Source organism: Uniformispora flossi (genome assembly GCF_049534875.1).
GTDB classification, from domain to species: Bacteria; Actinomycetota; Actinomycetes; order Streptomycetales; family Streptomycetaceae; genus Yinghuangia; species Yinghuangia aomiensis.
On record NZ_JBMULZ010000018.1, the window covers coordinates 59684 to 77936 of the forward strand.

Consider the following 18253-nt stretch of genomic DNA (forward strand, 5'->3'; position numbering starts at 1 on the left):
AACCCCGTGCGTGCCGCTCCACGGTGTTCAAAGCCTCGGCGGCTCGGCCCGTACCAACCCGTTCTGGTAGGCGATGACGACGAGTTGGGCCCGGTCGCGGGCGCCGAGTTTGGTCATCGCGCGTTGGATGTGGGTGCGTACGGTCAGGACGCTCACGACCAGTTCCCGAGCGATCTGGTCGTTCGATTTGCCGTGCGCCGCCAGGACGGTGACTTCCTGTTCGCGCGGGGTGAGGTCGGCCAGGCGTTCGGCCGGGGCGAGAGGTGGGCCGGAGGCGGGTGTGGTGAGGAAGCGGGTGATCAGGGCCTGGGTGGCTCCCGGGGACAGCAGGGCCTCGCCCGCGGCGACGGTGCGGATGCCGTCCAGCAGGGCGTCCGTGGTGACGTACTTGCCGAGGAAGCCGCTGGCGCCGACGCGGAGTGCCTGGGCGACGTATTCCTCGGTTTCGAACATGGTCAGGATGAGGACGCGGGTCCCGGCGAGGTCGGGGTCTTCGCAGATGGCTGCGGTGGCGGCGAGGCCGTCGGTGCCGGGCATGCGGATGTCCATGAGGACCACGTCGGGCCGCCGGTCGCGGGCGAGTTCCACGGCTTGGCGGCCGTCGGCGGCTTCGCCGACCACCTCCATGTCGTCGCACGAGTCGATGAGCAGTCGGAAGGTGCCGCGCAGGAGGGTCTGGTCGTCGGCGAGCAGCACGCGGATGGTCAACGGGATTCCTCGGGTCGTGGTCCGGCCGGGTAGTCGGCCGCGGTGCGGGGCCGGAGGGGGAGAACGGCGGCCACTTCGAAGCCGCCTTCGGGGCGGGGGCCGGCTCGCAGGTCGCCTCCGACGGAGTGGGCGCGCTCGCGCATGCCCATCAGGCCGTATCCGCCGCCGGGCACGGGTGGGACGGCGGTCTCGTGCGCGGCACCGTCGTTCGTGACGCTGACGAGCAGGCGTGCGGTGTCGTAGTGGAGCCGGACGCGGGCGGTGTGGTCGGGTGCGTGTTTCGTGGCGTTGGTGAGGGCTTCCTGAATGATCCGGTAGGCGGTCAGGTCCACTCCCGGGGACAGGGGCCGGGCCGGGCCTTCGGTGGCGACGGTGACGGTCAGGCCGGCCGATGCGCAGGACGCGACCAGGTCGGGCAGGCGGTCCAAGCCCGGGGCGGGCTCCAGCGGGTCGGTGTCGGGTCCCGCGGTCCGGCGCAGTACGCCGACGGTGGCGCGGAGTTCGAGGAGTGCGGAGGTGGTGGTGCCGACCAGGTCGGCGAGGATCTTGCGGGTCTGCTCGGGGTGCGTCTCCGCCAGGTGCGCGGCGGTGCCGGCCTGGGCGTGGGCGACGGCCATGTGGTGGGCGACGGCGTCGTGGAGTTCGCGGGCGATGCGCAGGCGTTCCTCGGCGACGCGCAGCCGGGCTTCCTCTTCGCGGGTGCGTTCGGCGTGCGCGGCGCGCGCTTGGACGGATTCGAGGTAGGCACGGCGGAAGCGGCTGCGGCCGCCCAGGGACACCGGCAGCAGCAGCCAGAGGACGGTGCCCGCGGTCCGGAGGATGAGGTCGTCGCCGAGTGGCGCGCCGGCCAGGGAGGTGGCCATCAGCACGGTCACGGTCGCCGCGGCGTATATACCGGTGGTCCGCGAGTCGGTGCGTGCGGCCAGCCAGTACAGGGCGGTCATGACCGGGGCTAGCAGCAGCGGGCTCGGCAGGTAGCCCAGGGCGGTGAGCGCGGCGGCCGCGGCGGTGGTGACGGCGAGGGTGGCGCGCGGGTGGCTGCGGGATCCGAGGACGGCGGCGCTGGACGCGACGAGGATCCAGGCGGGCCACAGCGCGTGCGGAGGAGTGGACTCGGACGTGCTGATCCGGGCCCCGAGGAGCGTGCAGACGCACACCGCGACCGCCGTCGCCACGTCCGCGGCCCGGGGGCGGCGCTCCGCGTACCGCTCGAGAATGCTGGTCATCGTGCTCTCCGCAAGGGGGGTGCCGTGGTCCATGGTCGCCGATGGCGGGCGGGCGGACCGCCCGAGGCCCGGTGCCCGGACGGTCCGTGCGTCGGGACTCATCGCCGACCGAACCGGCGCGGCCCGGCAGGCAACGCAGCCCGGCAGGCAGCGCCGCCCGCCGGGGAGCGCAGCCCTTCACACCCGCGCCTCGACCGCCCCGTCCGGATCCGGGGCCCGGCTGCCGGGCCCCGCGTGGCCGAGTGCCGCGCCCTCCACGTCGACGCGCGGCAGGATCCGGCCGAGCCATGCGGGCAGCCACCAGGCCCGTTCGCCGAGCAGCGCCAGCACGGCGGGCACGATCGCCATCCGGACCACGAACGCGTCGAACAGCACCGCGGCGGCCAGTCCGAACCCGAGCATCTTGATCAGCGACCCCTGTTCCCCGACGAACCCGGAGAAGACCGCGATCATGATCAGCGCGGCGGCGGTCACCACCCGGGCGCTGTGCCGGAACCCCGACACGACGGCCCGCTCGGCGGACTCCCCCTGGGTATGCGCCTCGCGCATCCGGGAGACCAGGAACACCTCGTAGTCCATGGCCAGCCCGAAGACGATGCCCATCATGAAGATCGGCATCAGGCTCATCACCGGGCCGGTCTGCTCCACGCCGAACAGGTCCGCGGCATGGCCCTGTTGGAAGACCAGCACGAGCACGCCCAGCGCGGCCAGCACCGAGAGGACGAATCCCAAAGCGGCCTTGACCGGAACGAGCAGGGACCGGAAGACCAGCAGCAGCAACACCACGGCCAAGCCGCCCACCACGGCCAGGTACGGCACCAGTGCGGACTGCACCTTCGCCGCGATATCGATGTTCAGCGCGGTGGTGCCGGTGACTTCGTACGTCGCCGCCGCCTGCGCCTCCACCGCCGGCCGGTCGCGGCGGATCCGCTCCACCAGCGTCTTGGTCTTCTCGTCCGTGGGGCTGGTCGACGGGGTGGCCTTGAACACCGCCGTGTCGCCGGCCTCGTTGAAGCGGGCCTGCGAAACCGACACGATGCCGTCCGTGCCGCCGATCCGTTCCCCGACGGTACGCGCCGCCGCGCGCGGGTCGGCGGCTCCCCGTGCGTCCACGACGATGGTCAGCGGCCCGTTGAAGCCGGGTCCGAAGCCCTCGGCGAGGGCGTCGTAAGCCCGCCGCTCGGTGGTCGCGGTGGACTTGGCTTCGTCGCCGGGCATGCCCAATTGCAGCGACGCCATCGGGACGGCCAGCGCGCCGAGGCCCGCGACCCCGAGGACGAGCACCGCCACCGGGCGCCGCAGCACGAACCGGGCCCAGCGCGTGCCCAGGTTGTCCCGCACTCCCGCGGCACGGTCGCTCGACCCGGCGCCGCCGTCACCGGCACTGGCACCGGCACCGGACCGGCGCGCCCGGCGCGTCTTGCGGGCCAGCACCGCGTCGGGCAAGAACCCGAGCAGGGCAGGCACGACCGTCAACGCGACCAGCACGGCGACGGCGACGGCCCCCGCCGCGGCCAGGCCCATCTTCGTCAGCGTCGGAATCCCGACCACCGACAGGCCCGCCAGCGCGATCACCACGGTGACCCCGGCGAACACGACCGCCGAACCGGCTGTGCCGACCGCCACTCCGGCCGCCTCCTCCGCGGCCCGCCCGCGCCCCCGCTCCTCCCGGTATCGGGACACCACGAACAGCGCGTAGTCGATGCCCACCGCCAAGCCCAGCATCATCCCGAGCGTGGCCGTGTCCGAGGACAACCCCAACGGGCCGGACAGCAGCACGATCCCGAACAGGCTCACGGCCACGCCCACGATCGCCGTCAGCAGCGGCAGGCCCGCGGCCGCCAGCGACCCGAACGTGCACAGCAGCACGACCGCCGCCGCCGAAAGCCCGACGATCTCCGCGGTCCCGTCCGGCCCGCCGCCCGCGTCCATCGCCGACCCGCCGGTCTCCACCGTCAGGCCCGCCGCCCGCGCCCGGTCGGCCGCCGCGTCCACGGCGGCACGGTCGGCGTCGGTGACGTCGGAGGACTCCACGGTGTAGGTGACGGTCGCGTACGCCGTCGCACCGTCCCCGCTGACCGCACCGGACGCGAACGGATCGGCTACGCCCGCCACTTGCGGGCCGCCACCGAGCGAGCGCACCGCGTCCTCGACCGCCTTCCGCGGGTCGCCCGCGGTCACCTTCTGCCCGTTCGGGGCGACGAAGACGACCCGGGCGGTGGCGCCGTCGGCGGCCGTCCCCGGAAAACGCTCCTCCATGAGATCGAACGCCTTCTGCGACTCGATCCCCGGCATCGAGAATTCCTCGTCCGACGCCTCCGGCGCCCCCATGGCACCCACCGCGACCGCGACCAGCACCCCCAGCCACACCAGGAGGACCCGGCCGCGCCGCCGAAAGGCGCCGCGGCCGAGCCGATACAGAAAAGTCGCCACGTCAGGGTCTCCCTCTCCACAAGCGATGACCGCTCAAGGCTCGCCGGGAGAGACCCCGCCAGTCGTCATGCCGTTACGGACAATGCGGCCTGCTGAAACCACACGACGGCCTACTGAAATCGCCGTAGGCGGCCGTCCATTCCGAGGCAGACGACAGACCTCACGTCTCCATCAGCCGCCGCCGTTCCTTGTCCACGTCGACGCTGGCCTTTGGGTACTGCGGGTCGATCTCCTCGAGGTGTTCGAGCAGCAGGCGGCTTATCGCCCAGTTGCGGTACCACTTGCGGTCGGCGGGGATCACGTACCACGGCGCGGTGTCGGTGGTGCACTTCTGCAGCACGGCCTGGTACGCCTCCTGGTAGGCGGGCCAGAACGCGCGCTCGTCGATGTCGCCCGGGTTGAACTTCCAGTGCTTGTCGGGGTTGTCGAGGCGTTCGAGCAGGCGCTTGCGCTGCTCTTCGTACGAGATGTGCAGGAAGACCTTCACGACGGTGACGTCGTCGTCGTGCAGGTCCTGCTCGAACTGGTTGATCGCCGCATACCGCCGCGACCAGGTCGTCCGCGGGACGAGGTCGTGAACCCGGACGATGAGCACGTCCTCGTAATGCGACCGGTCGAAGATGCCGATCATGCCCGGGTCCGGCACGTGTTGCTTCACCCGCCACAGGAACGGGTGCGCCAGCTCTTCCTCACTGGGCGCCTTGAACGCGTGGATCTGGCAGCCCGACGGATTGAACTGGCCGATCACATGCTTGACGACGCCGCCCTTGCCGGACGTGTCCATGCCCTGCAGCACCAGCAGCAGACGCTTGCGCGACCCGCCCGCGAGCGCCTGGGCGTAGAGCTTCTCCTGCAGGACGGCGAGCCGCGCCCCCATCGCCGCGGTATCCGCGAGGGTCTCCGCCTTGCCGCCGGGGGCGTGGAGCGTCGCCCGGCAGTCGGCGGCTTCCAGGTCGACCGCGCCGCCGTGCAGCCGCAGCATGTCGCGCAGCGGCGCCACCCGCGCGATGGGCCCGGGCAGCCCGCCGAGAGCGGGCGCGCCGCGCACCCGGCCGTTCCGCACCTCGGCGGGCGGAGACGCCTCCGGCTTCGCCGGCTGCGCCTTCGTCACCTTCGCCTTGTGCGGCCTCCGCTCGTCCTGCTTCGGCTTGTGCCGCTTCGGCTTCTCCGGCTCGGGCCGGTCCGGTCGCGCGGCAGCCTTGTCCGTCGTGTGCGCCTTCTTGGCCACGGTTCGCCCTCCCGGTCCGCCGGATCACCAACTTTCCTGTGATCCTGCCCGGTCGGCCGGGTTCCCGCAGGTCGACGCCGTCAAGCCTGTGGACGACGCTTCGGGGTCACCCGCACGGGCGTGCGCCTGTGGACGAACGGCGAACCAACCCGGCGAACCGAACCAAGGTGCCGAGCCGACGAGCCGGACCGATGCGGGACCGACGTCGAACCGAAGGCGTAGGACCGCCCTCATCAGACCGCCGGAGGCACCCGCTCCGCCCCGTCCCGCGCCATCGCGACCAGCCGCGACACCGCCCGCAGGTACTTCTTCTTGTAGCCGCCCGCGAGCATCTCCTCGGAGAACAGCGCATCGAACGGCACGCCCGACGCCACCACCGGGATCTCCCGGTCGTACATGCGGTCCGCGAGCACGACGAGCCGCAGTGCGGTCGACTGGTCGGTCACCGGGACGACACCGCGCCAGAACACCGCGTGGACGTCCTCCAGCAGCGCCCCGTACCGGCTCGGGTGCACGCGCGCCAGGTGGTCCAGCACCGCCGGGAAGTCGTCGAGCGCCGCACCGGTGACGCCCGGGGCGTAGGCGCTCTTGGTGACGACGTCGTCGTCCGCGGACGGTGCCGGCGCCTCGGGGAGGCCGCGGTGCCGGTAGTCGTCGCCGTCGATGCGCAGGGTGTCGAAGTGCGCGGACAGGCCCTGGATCTCGCGCATGAAGTCGATCGCGGCGAAGCGTCCCTCGCCGAGCTTGTCCGGCAGCGTGTTCGACGTCGCGGCCAGCTTCACCCCCGCGTCGACGAGCTTGCCGAGCAGCGTGGACACCAGCACGGTGTCGCCCGGGTCGTCGAGTTCGAACTCGTCGATGCACAGCAGGCGGTGGCCGGAAAGCGCGCGCACGGTCTCCTGGAAGCCGAGCGCGCCGACGAGGTTGGTCAGCTCGACGAACGTGCACAGCGACTTCGGGCCGGGCACCGCGTGCCACAGCGACGCGAGGAGGTGGGTCTTGCCGACGCCGTAGCCGCCGTCGAGGTAGATGCCGCTCTGCGCGGGCGCCGCGGCACCGCTGCCGCCGCGGCGGAACCAGCGGCGCTTGGGTTCGGCGCCGCCGCCGTTGTTGAGCGCGGCGGCGAACTGCTCCAGGCGCTGCACCGCGGCGGCCTGGCTGGGCTGCGTGGGGTCCGGTATGTAGGTGTCGAAACGCACCCCGTCGAAGCGCGGCGGGGGCACCATTTCGGCCACCATGCGGTCGGCGGGGACTACCGGCTGGCGCGAGGCGAGCGACACCGGCTCGGGGGCGGGACTCGCCGAGGACATGTTGGACACGATCATCAAGCCTACGGTGCGTGGGAAACTCGGCCGCATGCGACGTCTGCTTCCCCCCGTCAGCCCAGCCGACAGCCCCGTCGACAGCCCCTCCGACAGGGAGGCCGGGCCGGGGCTCACGACGCCGGACGGCGAGGTCGACCTGGACGCGGTGTACGCGTACCCGGAAGACGTCGTCGGAGCGGGCCGCCCCTGGCTGCGCGCCAACATGGTGGAGAGCCTCGACGGTGCCTCACAAGCCGGCGACGGCCTCTCCGCGGGCCTGTCGTCGCCGGGCGACAAGAAGATCTTCGGCGTGCTGCGCGGCCTGGCCGACGTGGTGCTGGTCGGCGCGTCCACGGTGCGCGCGGAGGGCTACCGGCCGCCGCAGCCCAAGGCCGGCTACGCGGCGGCCCGCGAAGCCGCCGGGCGGGCGCCCGTGCCGGTGATCGCCATCGTGAGCCGCAGCCTGGAGCTGGACCTCACCGCGCCCCTGTTCACCGAGGCGATCGTGCCGACGGTCGTCCTGACCGGCCCGGACGCCGATCCCGAGCGACTGGAGGCCGCCCGCAAGGCCGCGGACGTGATCGTGGCGGGCCCCCCGGGTGCCACCGGCGTCGACCCGGGCGCGGCCGTCGACGCACTCGCCGCGCGCGGCTGGACACGCCTCCTCACCGAAGGCGGCCCGCACCTCCTCGGGCAGCTCGCCTCCGCGGGGCGGGTGGACGAGCTGTGCCTGGCCCTGAGCCCCCAGTTCGTCGGCGGCACCGCCCGGCGGATCCTCGCCGGCACCGACCCGATGGTTCCGCAACCGATGGAACTGCGCACGCTTCTGGAAGACGACGGCTTCCTTTTCGCACGCTACGTCCGCCACCCGGACCGGTAGCGGGCAATCAGCCCGAACCGCCCCGGCGGCTGGCATCGTGGAAAAGGTCACGGCGACCCGAGGGAGACATACGCGTGTACACGATCGTGCTGCTCATCGAGAAGGTCATGGACGAGGCCGATGTGCGGCTGGTCACGGGACTGCACGAGGACGAGCCGACATCCTTCGTCGTCGTACTGCCGGGCAAGGCCGACCACCACCGCCTCGTACGCGCACTGGACGACGTCGCCCTCGGCCACCTCGAAGAGGCCGCCGAGGAGGTCGAGCACGACCCGGGCAAGGAAGGCGACGAGGTGACCCGCCGCACCCTCGACCTGAGCGTCGCGGAACTGCGCGCCGCGGGGGTGAAGGCCATCGGCGAGACGGCACCCGGCGAAAACCCGCTGGACATCCTCACGGACGTCGTCGACCGGCACTCGGCCGACGAGGTGATCGTGCTGACCGACCCGCACTTCATCGAGGAGTTCTTCCACCGCGACTGGGCGTCGCGGGCCCGCCACAAGGTCGGTGTGCCGGTGCTCAAGCTGTTCGCGCACAGCACCCCCGAGGCGAAGTAAGCCCGGACGGGAGGCCGCCGGGGAAGAAGTCGCTCCGCGCCCGGCGCGACGTGCGCGGCCCGGTCATCCGAACCAGTAACGTGTGTGACCGGCCGCGCCCGCCCCGGCCTCCCCTGATCCCACCCGTTCTCACGCGTTTTCCAAGGAGCCTGCATGGCAGCCCCCGCCGCGCCCGCGGACCGGCCCGCGACCACCCCGGCGATCGACCTGGGCAGCCCGTACTTCGTCGGTATCGGCGGGGCCGGCATGTCGGGGCTCGCGAAGATCCTGGCGGTGCGCGGCGCGAAGGTCGCGGGCAGCGACGCGAAGGACTCCACGGCGCTGCTGGCGCTGCGGCAGCTGGGCTGCCAGGTGCACGTGGGGCATGCCGCGGAGAACCTGGGCGACGCCACGTGCGTCGTCGTGTCCAGCGCGATCCGCGCGGACAACCCGGAGCTGACCGCGGCGCAGGAGCGGGGCATTCCGGTGGTGCACCGGTCGGACGCGCTGGCCAGCCTGATGGTGGGCCGCCGCGCGGTGGCGGTGGCGGGCACGCACGGCAAGACGACGACCACGAGCATGCTCGCGGTGAGCCTGACGTCGCTCGGCCTGGACCCGTCGTTCGCGATCGGCGCGGACCTCAACGAGGCGGGCAGCAACGCGCACCACGGCGACGGCGAGATCTTCGTCGCCGAGGCGGACGAGAGCGACCGCAGCTTCCTCAAGTACTCCCCCGAGGTCGCCGTCGTCCTGAACGTCGAGCTGGACCACCACGCGAACTACGCGTCGCTGGACGAGGTGCTCGACGCGTTCGAGGCGTTCGCGCACCGCATCGTCCCCGGCGGCACGCTCGTCGTGTCCGCGGACGACCCGGGCGCGGGCGCGCTGCGCGAGCGCCTGGCGGCCTCCGCGCCGGAGCTGACGGTCGTCACGGTCGGCGAGAGCACGGACGCCGACCTGCAGATCGTCAAGGTCGAGCCGCAGGGCCTGGCGAGCAAGGTGACGGTGCACGCGGCCAACGGCGCCGAGCACGTGTTCGACCTCTCGGTCCCCGGCCGGGTGAACGCCTCCAATGCGGTGATGGCCCTCGCCGTCGGCCGCGCCCTCGGCATCGACCCGGCCGCCATGGGCGGCGCGCTCGGCAAATACCAGGGAGTGCGGCGGCGCTTCCAGATCAAGGGCGAGGCGGGCGGCGTCCGCGTCGTCGACAGCTACGCGCACCACCCGACGGAGATCGCCGCGGACCTCGAGACCGCGCGCGGCGCCGTCGGCGCGGGCCGGGTCATCGCCGTGTTCCAGCCGCACCTGTTCAGCCGCACCCAGCAGCTCGGCACCGAGATGGGACGCGCCCTGGCCGCCGCCGACATCGCGCTGGTCATGGACATCTACGCGGCCCGCGAAGACCCGCAGCCCGGCGTCACCAGCCACATCATCGCGCACAGCGCCCTCGACAACGGCGGCCTCGTGCGCATGGAGCACAGCTGGTCCGAGGTGCCCGCGGTGGTCGCCGCCATGGCGCGCCCGATGGACCTGGTGCTGACCATGGGCGCGGGCGACGTGACGCTGCTCGGTCCGGAGATCCTCGAGGCCATCAACCAGCGCTGACGCCGCCCCCGGTCATCACGGCCCCGGCCGCTTTCCCGACCCCCACCAGGGTCCGGGAACGCGGCCGGGGCCGTGCGTGTTGGATGGAGTTATGGCAGACACACCGAAGTACAACGTCGTCAAGTCCGTCGACGAGTGGCTCTCCGCGCTCACCCCGGAGGAGTACCACGTCCTGCGCGAGGCCGGCACCGAGCGGGCGTTCACCGGCGAGTACACCGACACCAAGACGGTCGGCGTGTACGCGTGCCGCGCGTGCGGCGCGGAACTGTTCCGGTCCGCGGACAAGTTCGACTCGCACTGCGGCTGGCCGTCGTTCGACTACGTCGACGAGGACCGCGTGGAACTCCGCGAGGACCGCGGGTACGGCATGGTCCGCACCGAGGTCCGCTGCCGGAACTGCGGCTCGCACCTCGGACACGTGTTCGACGGCGAGCGCCTCACGCCACGCAACCAGCGGTACTGCATCAACTCGATCAGCCTGCGGCTGGAGCCGGCGGAGGGTGAGGGCGGCGAGGCCTGAGGGGCCGCTGTCGGGGCGGGCGCGGGGGCCTCGCGTGCGCCCCGGGGCGCGCGTCGGGCGGCCTTCCGCAAGCGGAGGACGGGGCCACGACAGGCGTCGGGTGACCTCCGGACGCGCGTCGGGTGGCCAACGGACCGGCCCGGAAGGCGAGGGACCTCCATCGAATTGCCTCCTGGGTTGACGGGGGGCGCCCGGCGTCCGGTACATACGAAATATGAACTCGAATGCCGCACTCCTCGTCTACATCGCGTGGATGGTGTTCGTGGTGGCGTTCGCCGTCACCGCGCTCCGCCGCCGTGGCCGCCCCGCGTCCCCGCCGCCGCCCGTCGAGCGGCTGGACCTCTACCAGGCCGCCTTCCTGGCGGGCGGCCCCGCCCGTGTCGCCGACGTCGCGCTGCTCGGCCTGCGGGCCACCGGAGCGGTGCTGATCGGCCGGGACGGCCGCGTCACCGCCACCGGCCGGAGCGGCGTCGACCACGTCGCCGCCGGGGTCCTCCGCACCGTCGAACAGACCGGCGGCAACGCGCAGCTGGTCGACGTCCGCTACCTCGCCGCGCGCTGCCCGGAAGTCCAGGCGGTCGGCGACCGGCTGCTGGACTGGGGGCTGATGCGCCACCCGGGCGGCCGGAACCCCTTCCGCATCGCGAAGTGGCTGCTGGTGTTCTCCCTGGTGCTCAGCATGGGGTCGATCTTCCTGCCCGGCGTCCTCGACCCGGAGAGCGGCGGCATGTTCGCCCTGGTGCTGCTGTCCCACATGGCCGGCTTCGCGACCTGCCTGGTGCTGCTGATCGTCGGATCGTTCTCGCCGCAGAGGCCGCAGACCCGGCTCGGCACCACCTACGTGTTCCGGCTGCGCTCGAGCCGGCAGCTGCAGAACGGCCTGGACGCGACGGCGGCGGGCGGCGCGGGACTGGGGCGGGTCGCGTCCCACGGGCTGGCGGTGCTGACGGACCCGGAACTGCTGGAGGTGTTCCGGCATGCGCGGGTGCCGGCGGGGGCCGGTTCGCGGACGTCGTCCTCCCTTCGATCCTCGTCGTCGGACTCGTCGACGTCCGACAATGCGTTCCTGTTCTCCGTGTACGCCGCGTCGGACACGTCGTCCGCGTCGTGGTGCGGGTCCTCGTCCTGCGCGAGCTCGCACCATCACGGGACGTCGTGCGCGGGGCCCACGGGGTGCTCGTCGTCGTCGTGCTCCTCGTCTTCGTCGTGCTCGTCGTCCTCGTGCTCGTCCGGGTCCTCCTGTTCGTCGGGATCGTCGTGTTCCTCGGGGTCGTCGTGTTCGAGCTGACCGGACGCGGAGCGGTCGGTATCGGTTGGCGGCCGGAGATCGACCTGGTGGTGGAACGGCTCGACGGCGTCGGCTTCGTCGAGGTGATCGCCGAGAACGTGTGCGACGGGCACGCGCTGCCCGCGTCCCTGCGGCTGCTGCGCGAGCGCGGCGTTCCGGTCGTGCCGCACGGCGTCTCGCTCGGCATCGGCGGCGCGGAACGCCCCGACGCGGCCCGCCTTGCGCGGCTCGCGTCGGTCGCGGAACGGCTGGACGCGCCGTTGGTGAGCGAACACCTGGCGTTCGTACGCGCGGGCGGCATGGAGGCCGGGCACCTGCTGCCGGTGCCGCGGACGCGTGCGGTGCTGCGGGTGCTGGCGGAGAACATACGGATCGCCCAGGACGCGCTGCCGGTGCCGCTCGCGCTGGAGAACCCGGCGACGCTGCTGTCGTGGCCGGAGAACGAGCTGACCGAGGGCGAGTTCCTCGCCGAACTCGTCGCGCTCACCGGGGTATCGCTGCTGATCGACGTGGCGAACCTGCACACGGAGCGCGTCAACCACAGCGCGGACCCGGCCCGGGCACTGGCCGAACTGCCCTTGCAGTCGGTGGCCTACGTCCACATCGCCGGGGGCGAACTCCGGGGCGGGCTGTGGCACGACACCCACGCGGCGGCCGTACCGCCGGCGGTCCTGGAGATCCTGGCCATGCTGTGCGAGCGGCGGGTTCCGCCGGGGGTGCTGCTGGAACGGGACGGGGCGTTCCCGCCGCCGGACGAGCTGGCGGGGGAAATGGCGGCGATACGGCGGGTGGTGGAGGGCGCGGGGGTGCGGGGATGAGCGGCGCCTCGGAGTCCGATCGCGACGAACTCGCCCGACGCCAGTCCGAGCTGCTCGGCGCGCTGGTTGCGGGCGGCCCGATCCCGGCCGGGTTCGACCCGGGCCGGGTCGAGGTCCAGGTCCTGTCGCTGGCCGCGAAGCGGCGGGACGGGGTGGAACGGGCGATGCCGGGGCTGGTCGCGGCCCTGGGTCCGGAGCGGTGGCCTGGCGAGTTCACGGCGTGGGCGCGGACCCACCCGAAGCCGGCCGAGGGTGGGAGTCGCGCGGACGCGGAGGCGTTCGCGGTGTACATGGCGGGGATGCAGGAAGGCGGCACCGTCGTGCCCGGCACCGGGCGGCGGGCGACGTGGCGGGAACGTCGCCGGGCGCGGCGGCAAGCCGGAGGGGGCGGCTGGAACCCGGACGTCCCCTACTGACGCCGGGCGTTGGAGCAGCGGCCGCTTCCGCGGCCGGACGGAGAACGCGCCGGGCACCCGGCCCCGGCAAGGCGGGCAGGGCCGGCCACAACCACGGCCACGGCCACGGCCACGGACAAAGGGGGCATGATGGCGACGTCCGGATCGGGAGTCGGGGGCGGACGGCAGGGGGCGGACGGAAGCGGCGGGCGCTCCGCGTCGGGGCAGCGCGGCGCGGAAGACTCCGCCCCGGAGTGGCTGTACGCGCTGTGGGCGGACGAGAAGTGGCAGGCCGCCGAAGAGGCGGCCAAGGACAGCCTGGAGCAGGCCGGCGCGATAGGGCAGCAGGTCCGCACCCGGTTCGCGGCCGAGCTGGGGGAGGATCACGAAGCGGTCCTGCACATCCGCGGCGTACTCGCGGCGTGGGGGGCCCACGGCCCGCACGGCGCCGGACGGGAGTACGCCGCGTTGTTTGCCGACCGCATGCGCATCCAGGGCCCTGACCACCCGGCCACCATCGACGTCCGCGGCCGGATCGCCGAGGGGCGCCGCAGAGCGGGTGACGTGGCCGGTGCCACCACCGCCTACACCGAGTACCTGGCCGACCTTGTGCGGGTCCACGGCCCCGACCACGAAAGCACCTTCGGTCCCCGCTTCCAGCTCGCCTACCTGCGCGCGGACGCCGGGGACACGGCCGGCGCCGCCCGCGACCTGGCCGGCATCGTGGCCGACGAGGCCCGCGTGATGGGCCCCGACCATCCCCGGGTCCTCGCCAGTCGCGCGGTCGTCGCCACCTGGCGCGGCCAGAACGGGGACCCGCGCGGCGCTGCCGGGGCGTTCGCCGACCTCTTGGCCGACAGCCGACGGGTCCTGGACCCCGACGACCGGGACATCGGGATCACCCGGTACCGGGCGAAGTACTGGCGCCGCCAGGCGAGATGGTGGCGGCGGGCCGGGCGTCCCACGCGATAGGCGCCTCACCCCACCCCGGCACCCCGCCGCTCCAACCCCAACAACATCTCCTTCTTCCCCAGCCCCCCGGCATACCCCGTCAACGCCCCGTTCCCCGCCACCACCCGGTGGCAAGGCACCACGATCGAAATCGGGTTCCGCCCATTGGCCGCACCCACAGCCCGGGACGCCGTCGGCGACCCCAGCTCCGCCGCCACAGCTCCGTACGACGTGGTCACGCCGTACGGGATCCGCGTCAGCTCCCGCCACACGGACCGCTGGAACTCGGTCCCCCGCGGCGCCAGCACCACATCGAAATCCCGCAGCTCCCCGGCGAAGTACCCCTCCAGCTGCTGCTCCACCTCCCCGAAGGGTCCCGCGTCCCGGTGCCAGTCCGCGCCGATCTCGGGCACGTACTTCGCGTCCGGCAGCATGAACAGCCCGGTCAGCGCGCCCTCCGCGTCCGCGGTCAGCAGCAGCTCCCCTACCGGCGAGCCCACCACGGTGTACCGCGGCGCCCCCGCCGCCGGCCGGGCGAACTCCACGGCCGCCGCCCGAGGGGTCTCCACATCCAGCGGCAGCGCGTCCTGCACCAAGGTCTCCGTGTCCACGGCACCCATCCCTTCACTCCGCAATGTCACGTCCACCATGCTGCCGCCCCGCACACCCCGACACCGGCGGTTTTCGGACATGGCGATGGGCCGCCCCCGACCGGGAACGGCCCATCGCCACGCAGAATCAGCCGCCTCAGACGAGCCCTGCCAGCAGCTCCCCGACGGTCCGCCGCCGCCCGGTGTAGAACGGCACCTCTTCCCGCACGTGCCGCCGCGTCTCCGACCCCCGCAGGTGCCGCATGAGGTCCACGATGCGGTGCAGTTCGTCGGCCTCGAACGCCAGGATCCACTCGTAGTCGCCGAGCGCGAACGACGGCACCGTGTTCGCCCGCACGTCCGGGTACCCGCGAGCCATCTGCCCGTGCTCGGCGAGCAGCCGCCGGCGCTCGGCGTCTTCGAGCAGGTACCACTCGTACGAGCGCACGAACGGGTACACCGCGACGTAGTTCCGCGGCGTCTCCTCGGCGAGGAACGCCGGGATGTGGCTCTTGTTGAACTCCGCCGGGCGGTGCAGCGCCATGTTCGACCACACCGGCTCGAGCGAGCGGCCCAGTTCGGTGCGGCGGAACAGGTTGTACGCCTCCTGGAGCGCGTCGGAGGTCTCCGCGTGCCACCAGATCATCACGTCGGCGTCGGCGCGCAGGCCCGAGACGTCGTACGTGCCGCGCACCACGACGTCCTTGTCCAGCAGGCGCTCGAACAGGTTCTCGACCTCGCCGGCGAGCGGCGTGCGGTCGTCCGGCAGCGGGCCGCGCAGGCGGAAGACCGACCACATCGTGTAGCGGATGACCTCGTTGAGGTCGCGGGCCTTGCGGCGGGGCGGGGTGCGCTCGTCGAGCGGCGCCGGGATGTCCGGGTCCTGCATGGTCGCGTCTGTCATGGCTCGATTCTCTCCCTTCACACGGACGCGCCTTCACCCTGGTCCGCGGCCGGACCGAAGTGGCCCAGGCCCGCGGCGACAGGGGCCGGCGCGGGGCCCGCGTCGATCCCGAAATGGGTGAGGACGGCGGCGGCGGCGCGATCGCCGCTTGCGATGCACGCGGGGATGCCGACGCCGTCGTACGCGGCGCCGCATACGGCAAGGCCGGGCAGGCGTTCGACGGCATCCTGGACGCAGGCGACGCGGCCGCGGTGGCCGATCGCGTACTGGGGGAGGCCGCCGCCCCAGCGCGTGACGAGGCTGTCGACGGGTTCGGCGGTCAGGCCGATGGCGTCGTGGAGGTCGGCGAGGGAGTCGGCGACGAGGTCGGCGTCGTCGCGTTGCAGCGCTTCGGCTTCGCCGGCCCGGCCGAGCGAGGTGCGCAGCACGAACACGTCGGGGTCGGCGGCTTCGATCCAGCCCCACTTGTTGCCGGCGAACGTGCTCGCCTTGATGCGGCGGCCGTCGACGGGCGGGACGAGGAATCCGCTGCCGGACGGGACTTCGGCGAGGTCGGCGCGGCGGAAGGCCAGGGTGACGATCGCCATGCCGGCGTACTCGATGGAGCCGAGTTCGACGGCGGCGACGTGCGAATGCGGGGCCAGCAGTCGGCCGGCGGGTGCGGCCGGGAGCGCGACGACGACGGCGTCCGCGTCGAGGAGTTCGGGGCTGCGAGTGTCGCCGATGACGAGCTGCCACGCGTCGGGGGTGCGGCGGATCTCACGGACGGTCGCGCCGGTGCGGACGGTGCCGTACCCGCTCGCGGTGACGGCGTCGGCGACGGCGCCGGGGAGGCGGCCGATGCCGCCGGCGATACCCGCGAACACCGGTCCGGCCTGCGCCGGGTCGGGCGCCTTGTCGAGGAGGTCGCGGACGCCGACGAGGAGCGATCCGCCGGCGCGGGCGATCGGCAGGAGCTGCGGGACGGCGGCGGCGAGGGAGAGGGCGTGCGCGTTGCCGGCGTAGACGCCGCCGAGGAGGGGTTCGACGAGGCGGTCGACGACTTCGCGGCCGACGCGGGCGGCGACGTACTCGCCGACGGTGACGTCGTCCTCGTAGGGGTGGGGCGGCAGCGCGTGGTCGACCGGGACGCGGGCCAATCCGGCCGCGGACAAGACGCCGGACGCGGCGAGCGAGGCGAGGTCGCCGGGGACGCCCATGACCTGGCCCTGCGGCATCGGCCGCAGCGCGCCGCGCGTCCAGATCGCGGCTTTGGCGGTGGTGGGCGGCTGGAGTTCCGCGCCGAGGCCCACTTCGCGGGCGAGGCGGAGGCCTTCGGGGCGCCGCGCGAGCATCGATTCGGCGCCTTCGTCGACGGGGACTCCGGCGATGCTCGTCGCGGACAGCTTGCCGCCGAGCCGGGCGGCGCCTTCCAGGACGGTGACGCGGATGCGGCCGCCGCCGTCGCGGCACAGCACGTGCGCGGCGGCGAGCCCGGCGATGCCGCCGCCGACGACGGCGACGTGGCGCGGGAGTGCGGACCCGGAAGTGTCGCGGGGGGTCGAACGCATAAGCCCACCCTCTCACGCCGGGCGGGGGCGCCCCCTACGCCGCCCGCCCGCGCGAGAGGGGCCGTCAGCGTGCCGACGCTTCGTGCACGTATTCGACGAGTGCGGTCAGCCGTTCCGGGTCGGTGTTGGGCATGACGCCGTGGCCGAGGTTGAAGATGTGGCCTTCGGCGGCCCGCCCTGCGGTGAGGACCTCGTCGGCCTTGGCGCGCAGCGTTTCGAGGGGCGTGAACAGCAGCGCCGGGTCGAGGTTGCCCTGCACGGCCTTGCCGGGGCCGATACGGCGGACGGCTTCGTCGAGCGGCACCCGCCAGTCGACGCCGACCACGTCGGCACCGACCTCGCCCATGGCGCCGAGGAGTTCGCCGGTGCCGACGCCGAAGTGGATGCGCGGCACCCCGTAGCCGGCGACGGCGTCGAGGACCTTGGCGCTGGCCGGCATGACCGACGCGCGGTAGTCCTGCAGCGGCAGTGCGCCCGCCCACGAGTCGAACAGCTGGATCGCGGACGCGCCCGCCTCGATCTGCACGCGGAGGAACTGCGCGGTGATCTCGGCGAGCCGGTCGAGGAGTTCGGCCCACAGCGTCGGTTCGCCGTACATCATGGCCTTCGTGAACTCGTGGTTCTTCGAAGGCCCGCCCTCGACGAGGTAGCTCGCCAGGGTGAACGGCGCACCGGCGAAGCCGATGAGCGGCGTACCGCCGAGTTCGGCGGTCAGCTGGCGCACCGCCTCGGTGACGTACGGGACGTCCTCGGGCGTGAGGTCGCGCAGCTGCGCGAGGTCGGCCTTGGTGCGGATGGGGTTGGCGACGACGGGGCCGACACCGGGCTTGATGTCGAGGTCGACGCCGATGGCCTTGAGCGGCACGACGATGTCGCTGAAGTAGATGGCCGCGTCGACCTTGTGGCGGCGGACGGGCTGCAGGGTGATCTCGGTGATGAGGTCCGGGATCATGCACGATTCGAGCATCGGAATGCCCTCGCGCACCTTGCGGTACTCGGGCAGCGACCGGCCGGCCTGACGCATGAACCACACGGGGGTGTGGGGGACGGTTTCGCGGCGGCAGGCCCGCAGGAACGCCGAGTCGCGGACGTCGGCGGACGGCTTCGGGGCCGAGGTGTGCGTTTCAGTCACATGGCCCATCCTCCCAGACCTGCCGACACGGTCCGGCCACGCCTGCCGCCGGGGCCGGGCACGGGGGCGGTGACCGGCCCGGGCGGGTCTGCGGAACGACCGCCACTCGTCGGTACGGCGGAGCGCGCATTCCTCCTTTCGGCCGGTCCGCGCGCCTCCCCGGTCGGCGGTTGTGCCGCACATAC

The 18253-nt window shown here is 73.1% G+C and carries 15 protein-coding genes and 1 pseudogene; 7 read left to right on the forward strand and 9 right to left on the reverse strand.

Annotation, left to right across the window (positions count from 1 at the left end):
• Window positions 1-27 precede the first annotated feature (27 nt).
• From ACPA54_RS30780 to zapE, 5 genes are all read right to left on the reverse strand, one after another.
• Window positions 28-708, reverse strand: coding sequence for a response regulator (locus ACPA54_RS30780; RefSeq protein ID WP_423534685.1), 681 nt, complete (start codon window positions 706-708; stop codon window positions 28-30).
• Window positions 705-1934, reverse strand: a complete 1230-nt coding sequence (locus ACPA54_RS30785; protein ID WP_423534686.1) for a sensor histidine kinase — start codon at window positions 1932-1934, stop codon at window positions 705-707. Before ACPA54_RS30785 ends, ACPA54_RS30780 begins: the two co-directional genes overlap by 4 nt.
• 177 nt (window positions 1935-2111) lie before the next feature.
• Window positions 2112-4367, reverse strand: coding sequence for an MMPL family transporter (locus tag ACPA54_RS30790; protein ID WP_423534687.1), 2256 nt, complete (start codon window positions 4365-4367; stop codon window positions 2112-2114).
• Window positions 4368-4527: 160 nt separating this feature from the next.
• Window positions 4528-5349 carry a polyphosphate kinase 2 family protein gene (locus ACPA54_RS30795; RefSeq protein WP_423534774.1) on the reverse strand — a complete coding sequence of 274 codons (822 nt, stop codon included), beginning with the start codon at window positions 5347-5349 and terminating at the stop codon, window positions 4528-4530.
• Between the two features lie 479 nt (window positions 5350-5828).
• A complete protein-coding gene (gene zapE / locus ACPA54_RS30800) occupies window positions 5829-6920 on the reverse strand; it encodes a cell division protein ZapE (protein WP_423534688.1) in 1092 nt (363 codons plus the stop codon).
• A gap of 31 nt (window positions 6921-6951) precedes the next feature.
• Between zapE and ACPA54_RS30805 the strand changes: the two genes are divergently transcribed.
• From ACPA54_RS30805 to ACPA54_RS30835, 7 genes and pseudogenes are all read left to right on the forward strand, one after another.
• A complete protein-coding gene (locus ACPA54_RS30805; RefSeq protein ID WP_423534689.1) occupies window positions 6952-7779 on the forward strand; it encodes a pyrimidine reductase family protein in 828 nt (275 codons plus the stop codon).
• 74 nt (window positions 7780-7853) lie between these two features.
• Window positions 7854-8336: an indole-3-glycerol phosphate synthase gene (locus tag ACPA54_RS30810; protein WP_423534690.1), complete on the forward strand. Its 483-nt coding sequence runs from the start codon at window positions 7854-7856 to the stop codon at window positions 8334-8336.
• 153 nt (window positions 8337-8489) lie between these two features.
• Window positions 8490-9920 (forward strand): UDP-N-acetylmuramate--L-alanine ligase, encoded by a 1431-nt coding sequence (murC, locus tag ACPA54_RS30815; RefSeq protein ID WP_423534691.1) that lies wholly within the window; start codon window positions 8490-8492, stop codon window positions 9918-9920.
• A gap of 91 nt (window positions 9921-10011) precedes the next feature.
• Window positions 10012-10440, forward strand: coding sequence for a peptide-methionine (R)-S-oxide reductase MsrB (gene msrB / locus ACPA54_RS30820; protein ID WP_423534692.1), 429 nt, complete (start codon window positions 10012-10014; stop codon window positions 10438-10440).
• Window positions 10441-10654: 214 nt separating this feature from the next.
• The gene (locus ACPA54_RS30825) at window positions 10655-11728 is read left to right on the forward strand and encodes a TIGR04222 domain-containing membrane protein (protein WP_423534693.1); all 1074 of its coding nucleotides are present in this window, start codon (window positions 10655-10657) and stop codon (window positions 11726-11728) included.
• Window positions 11725-12962 (forward strand): annotated as a pseudogene (locus ACPA54_RS30830) (MbnB/TglH/ChrH family RiPP precursor modification enzyme). The gene ACPA54_RS30825 and the pseudogene ACPA54_RS30830 overlap by 4 nt, the downstream one beginning before the upstream one ends.
• A 126-nt stretch (window positions 12963-13088) precedes the next feature.
• Entirely contained in the window at window positions 13089-13913 is an 825-nt protein-coding gene (locus ACPA54_RS30835) for a hypothetical protein (protein ID WP_423534694.1), read from the forward strand.
• A 5-nt stretch (window positions 13914-13918) separates the two neighbouring features.
• Here ACPA54_RS30835 and ACPA54_RS30840 read toward each other — a convergent pair whose 3' ends face one another.
• The 4 genes from ACPA54_RS30840 to hemE all read right to left on the reverse strand — a co-directional run bounded on the left by ACPA54_RS30840 (window position 13919) and on the right by hemE (window position 18077).
• Complete coding sequence (locus tag ACPA54_RS30840) at window positions 13919-14437, reverse strand: methylated-DNA--[protein]-cysteine S-methyltransferase (protein WP_423534775.1); 519 nt, start codon at window positions 14435-14437, stop codon at window positions 13919-13921.
• Between the two features lie 202 nt (window positions 14438-14639).
• A complete protein-coding gene (gene hemQ / locus ACPA54_RS30845; RefSeq protein WP_423534777.1) occupies window positions 14640-15371 on the reverse strand; it encodes a hydrogen peroxide-dependent heme synthase in 732 nt (243 codons plus the stop codon).
• 32 nt (window positions 15372-15403) lie between these two features.
• Window positions 15404-16936: a protoporphyrinogen oxidase gene (hemG, locus tag ACPA54_RS30850; RefSeq protein ID WP_423534695.1), complete on the reverse strand. Its 1533-nt coding sequence runs from the start codon at window positions 16934-16936 to the stop codon at window positions 15404-15406.
• Window positions 16937-17000: 64 nt separating this feature from the next.
• Window positions 17001-18077: a uroporphyrinogen decarboxylase gene (gene hemE, locus ACPA54_RS30855; protein ID WP_423534696.1), complete on the reverse strand. Its 1077-nt coding sequence runs from the start codon at window positions 18075-18077 to the stop codon at window positions 17001-17003.
• Between the last annotated feature and the right edge of the window lie 176 nt (window positions 18078-18253).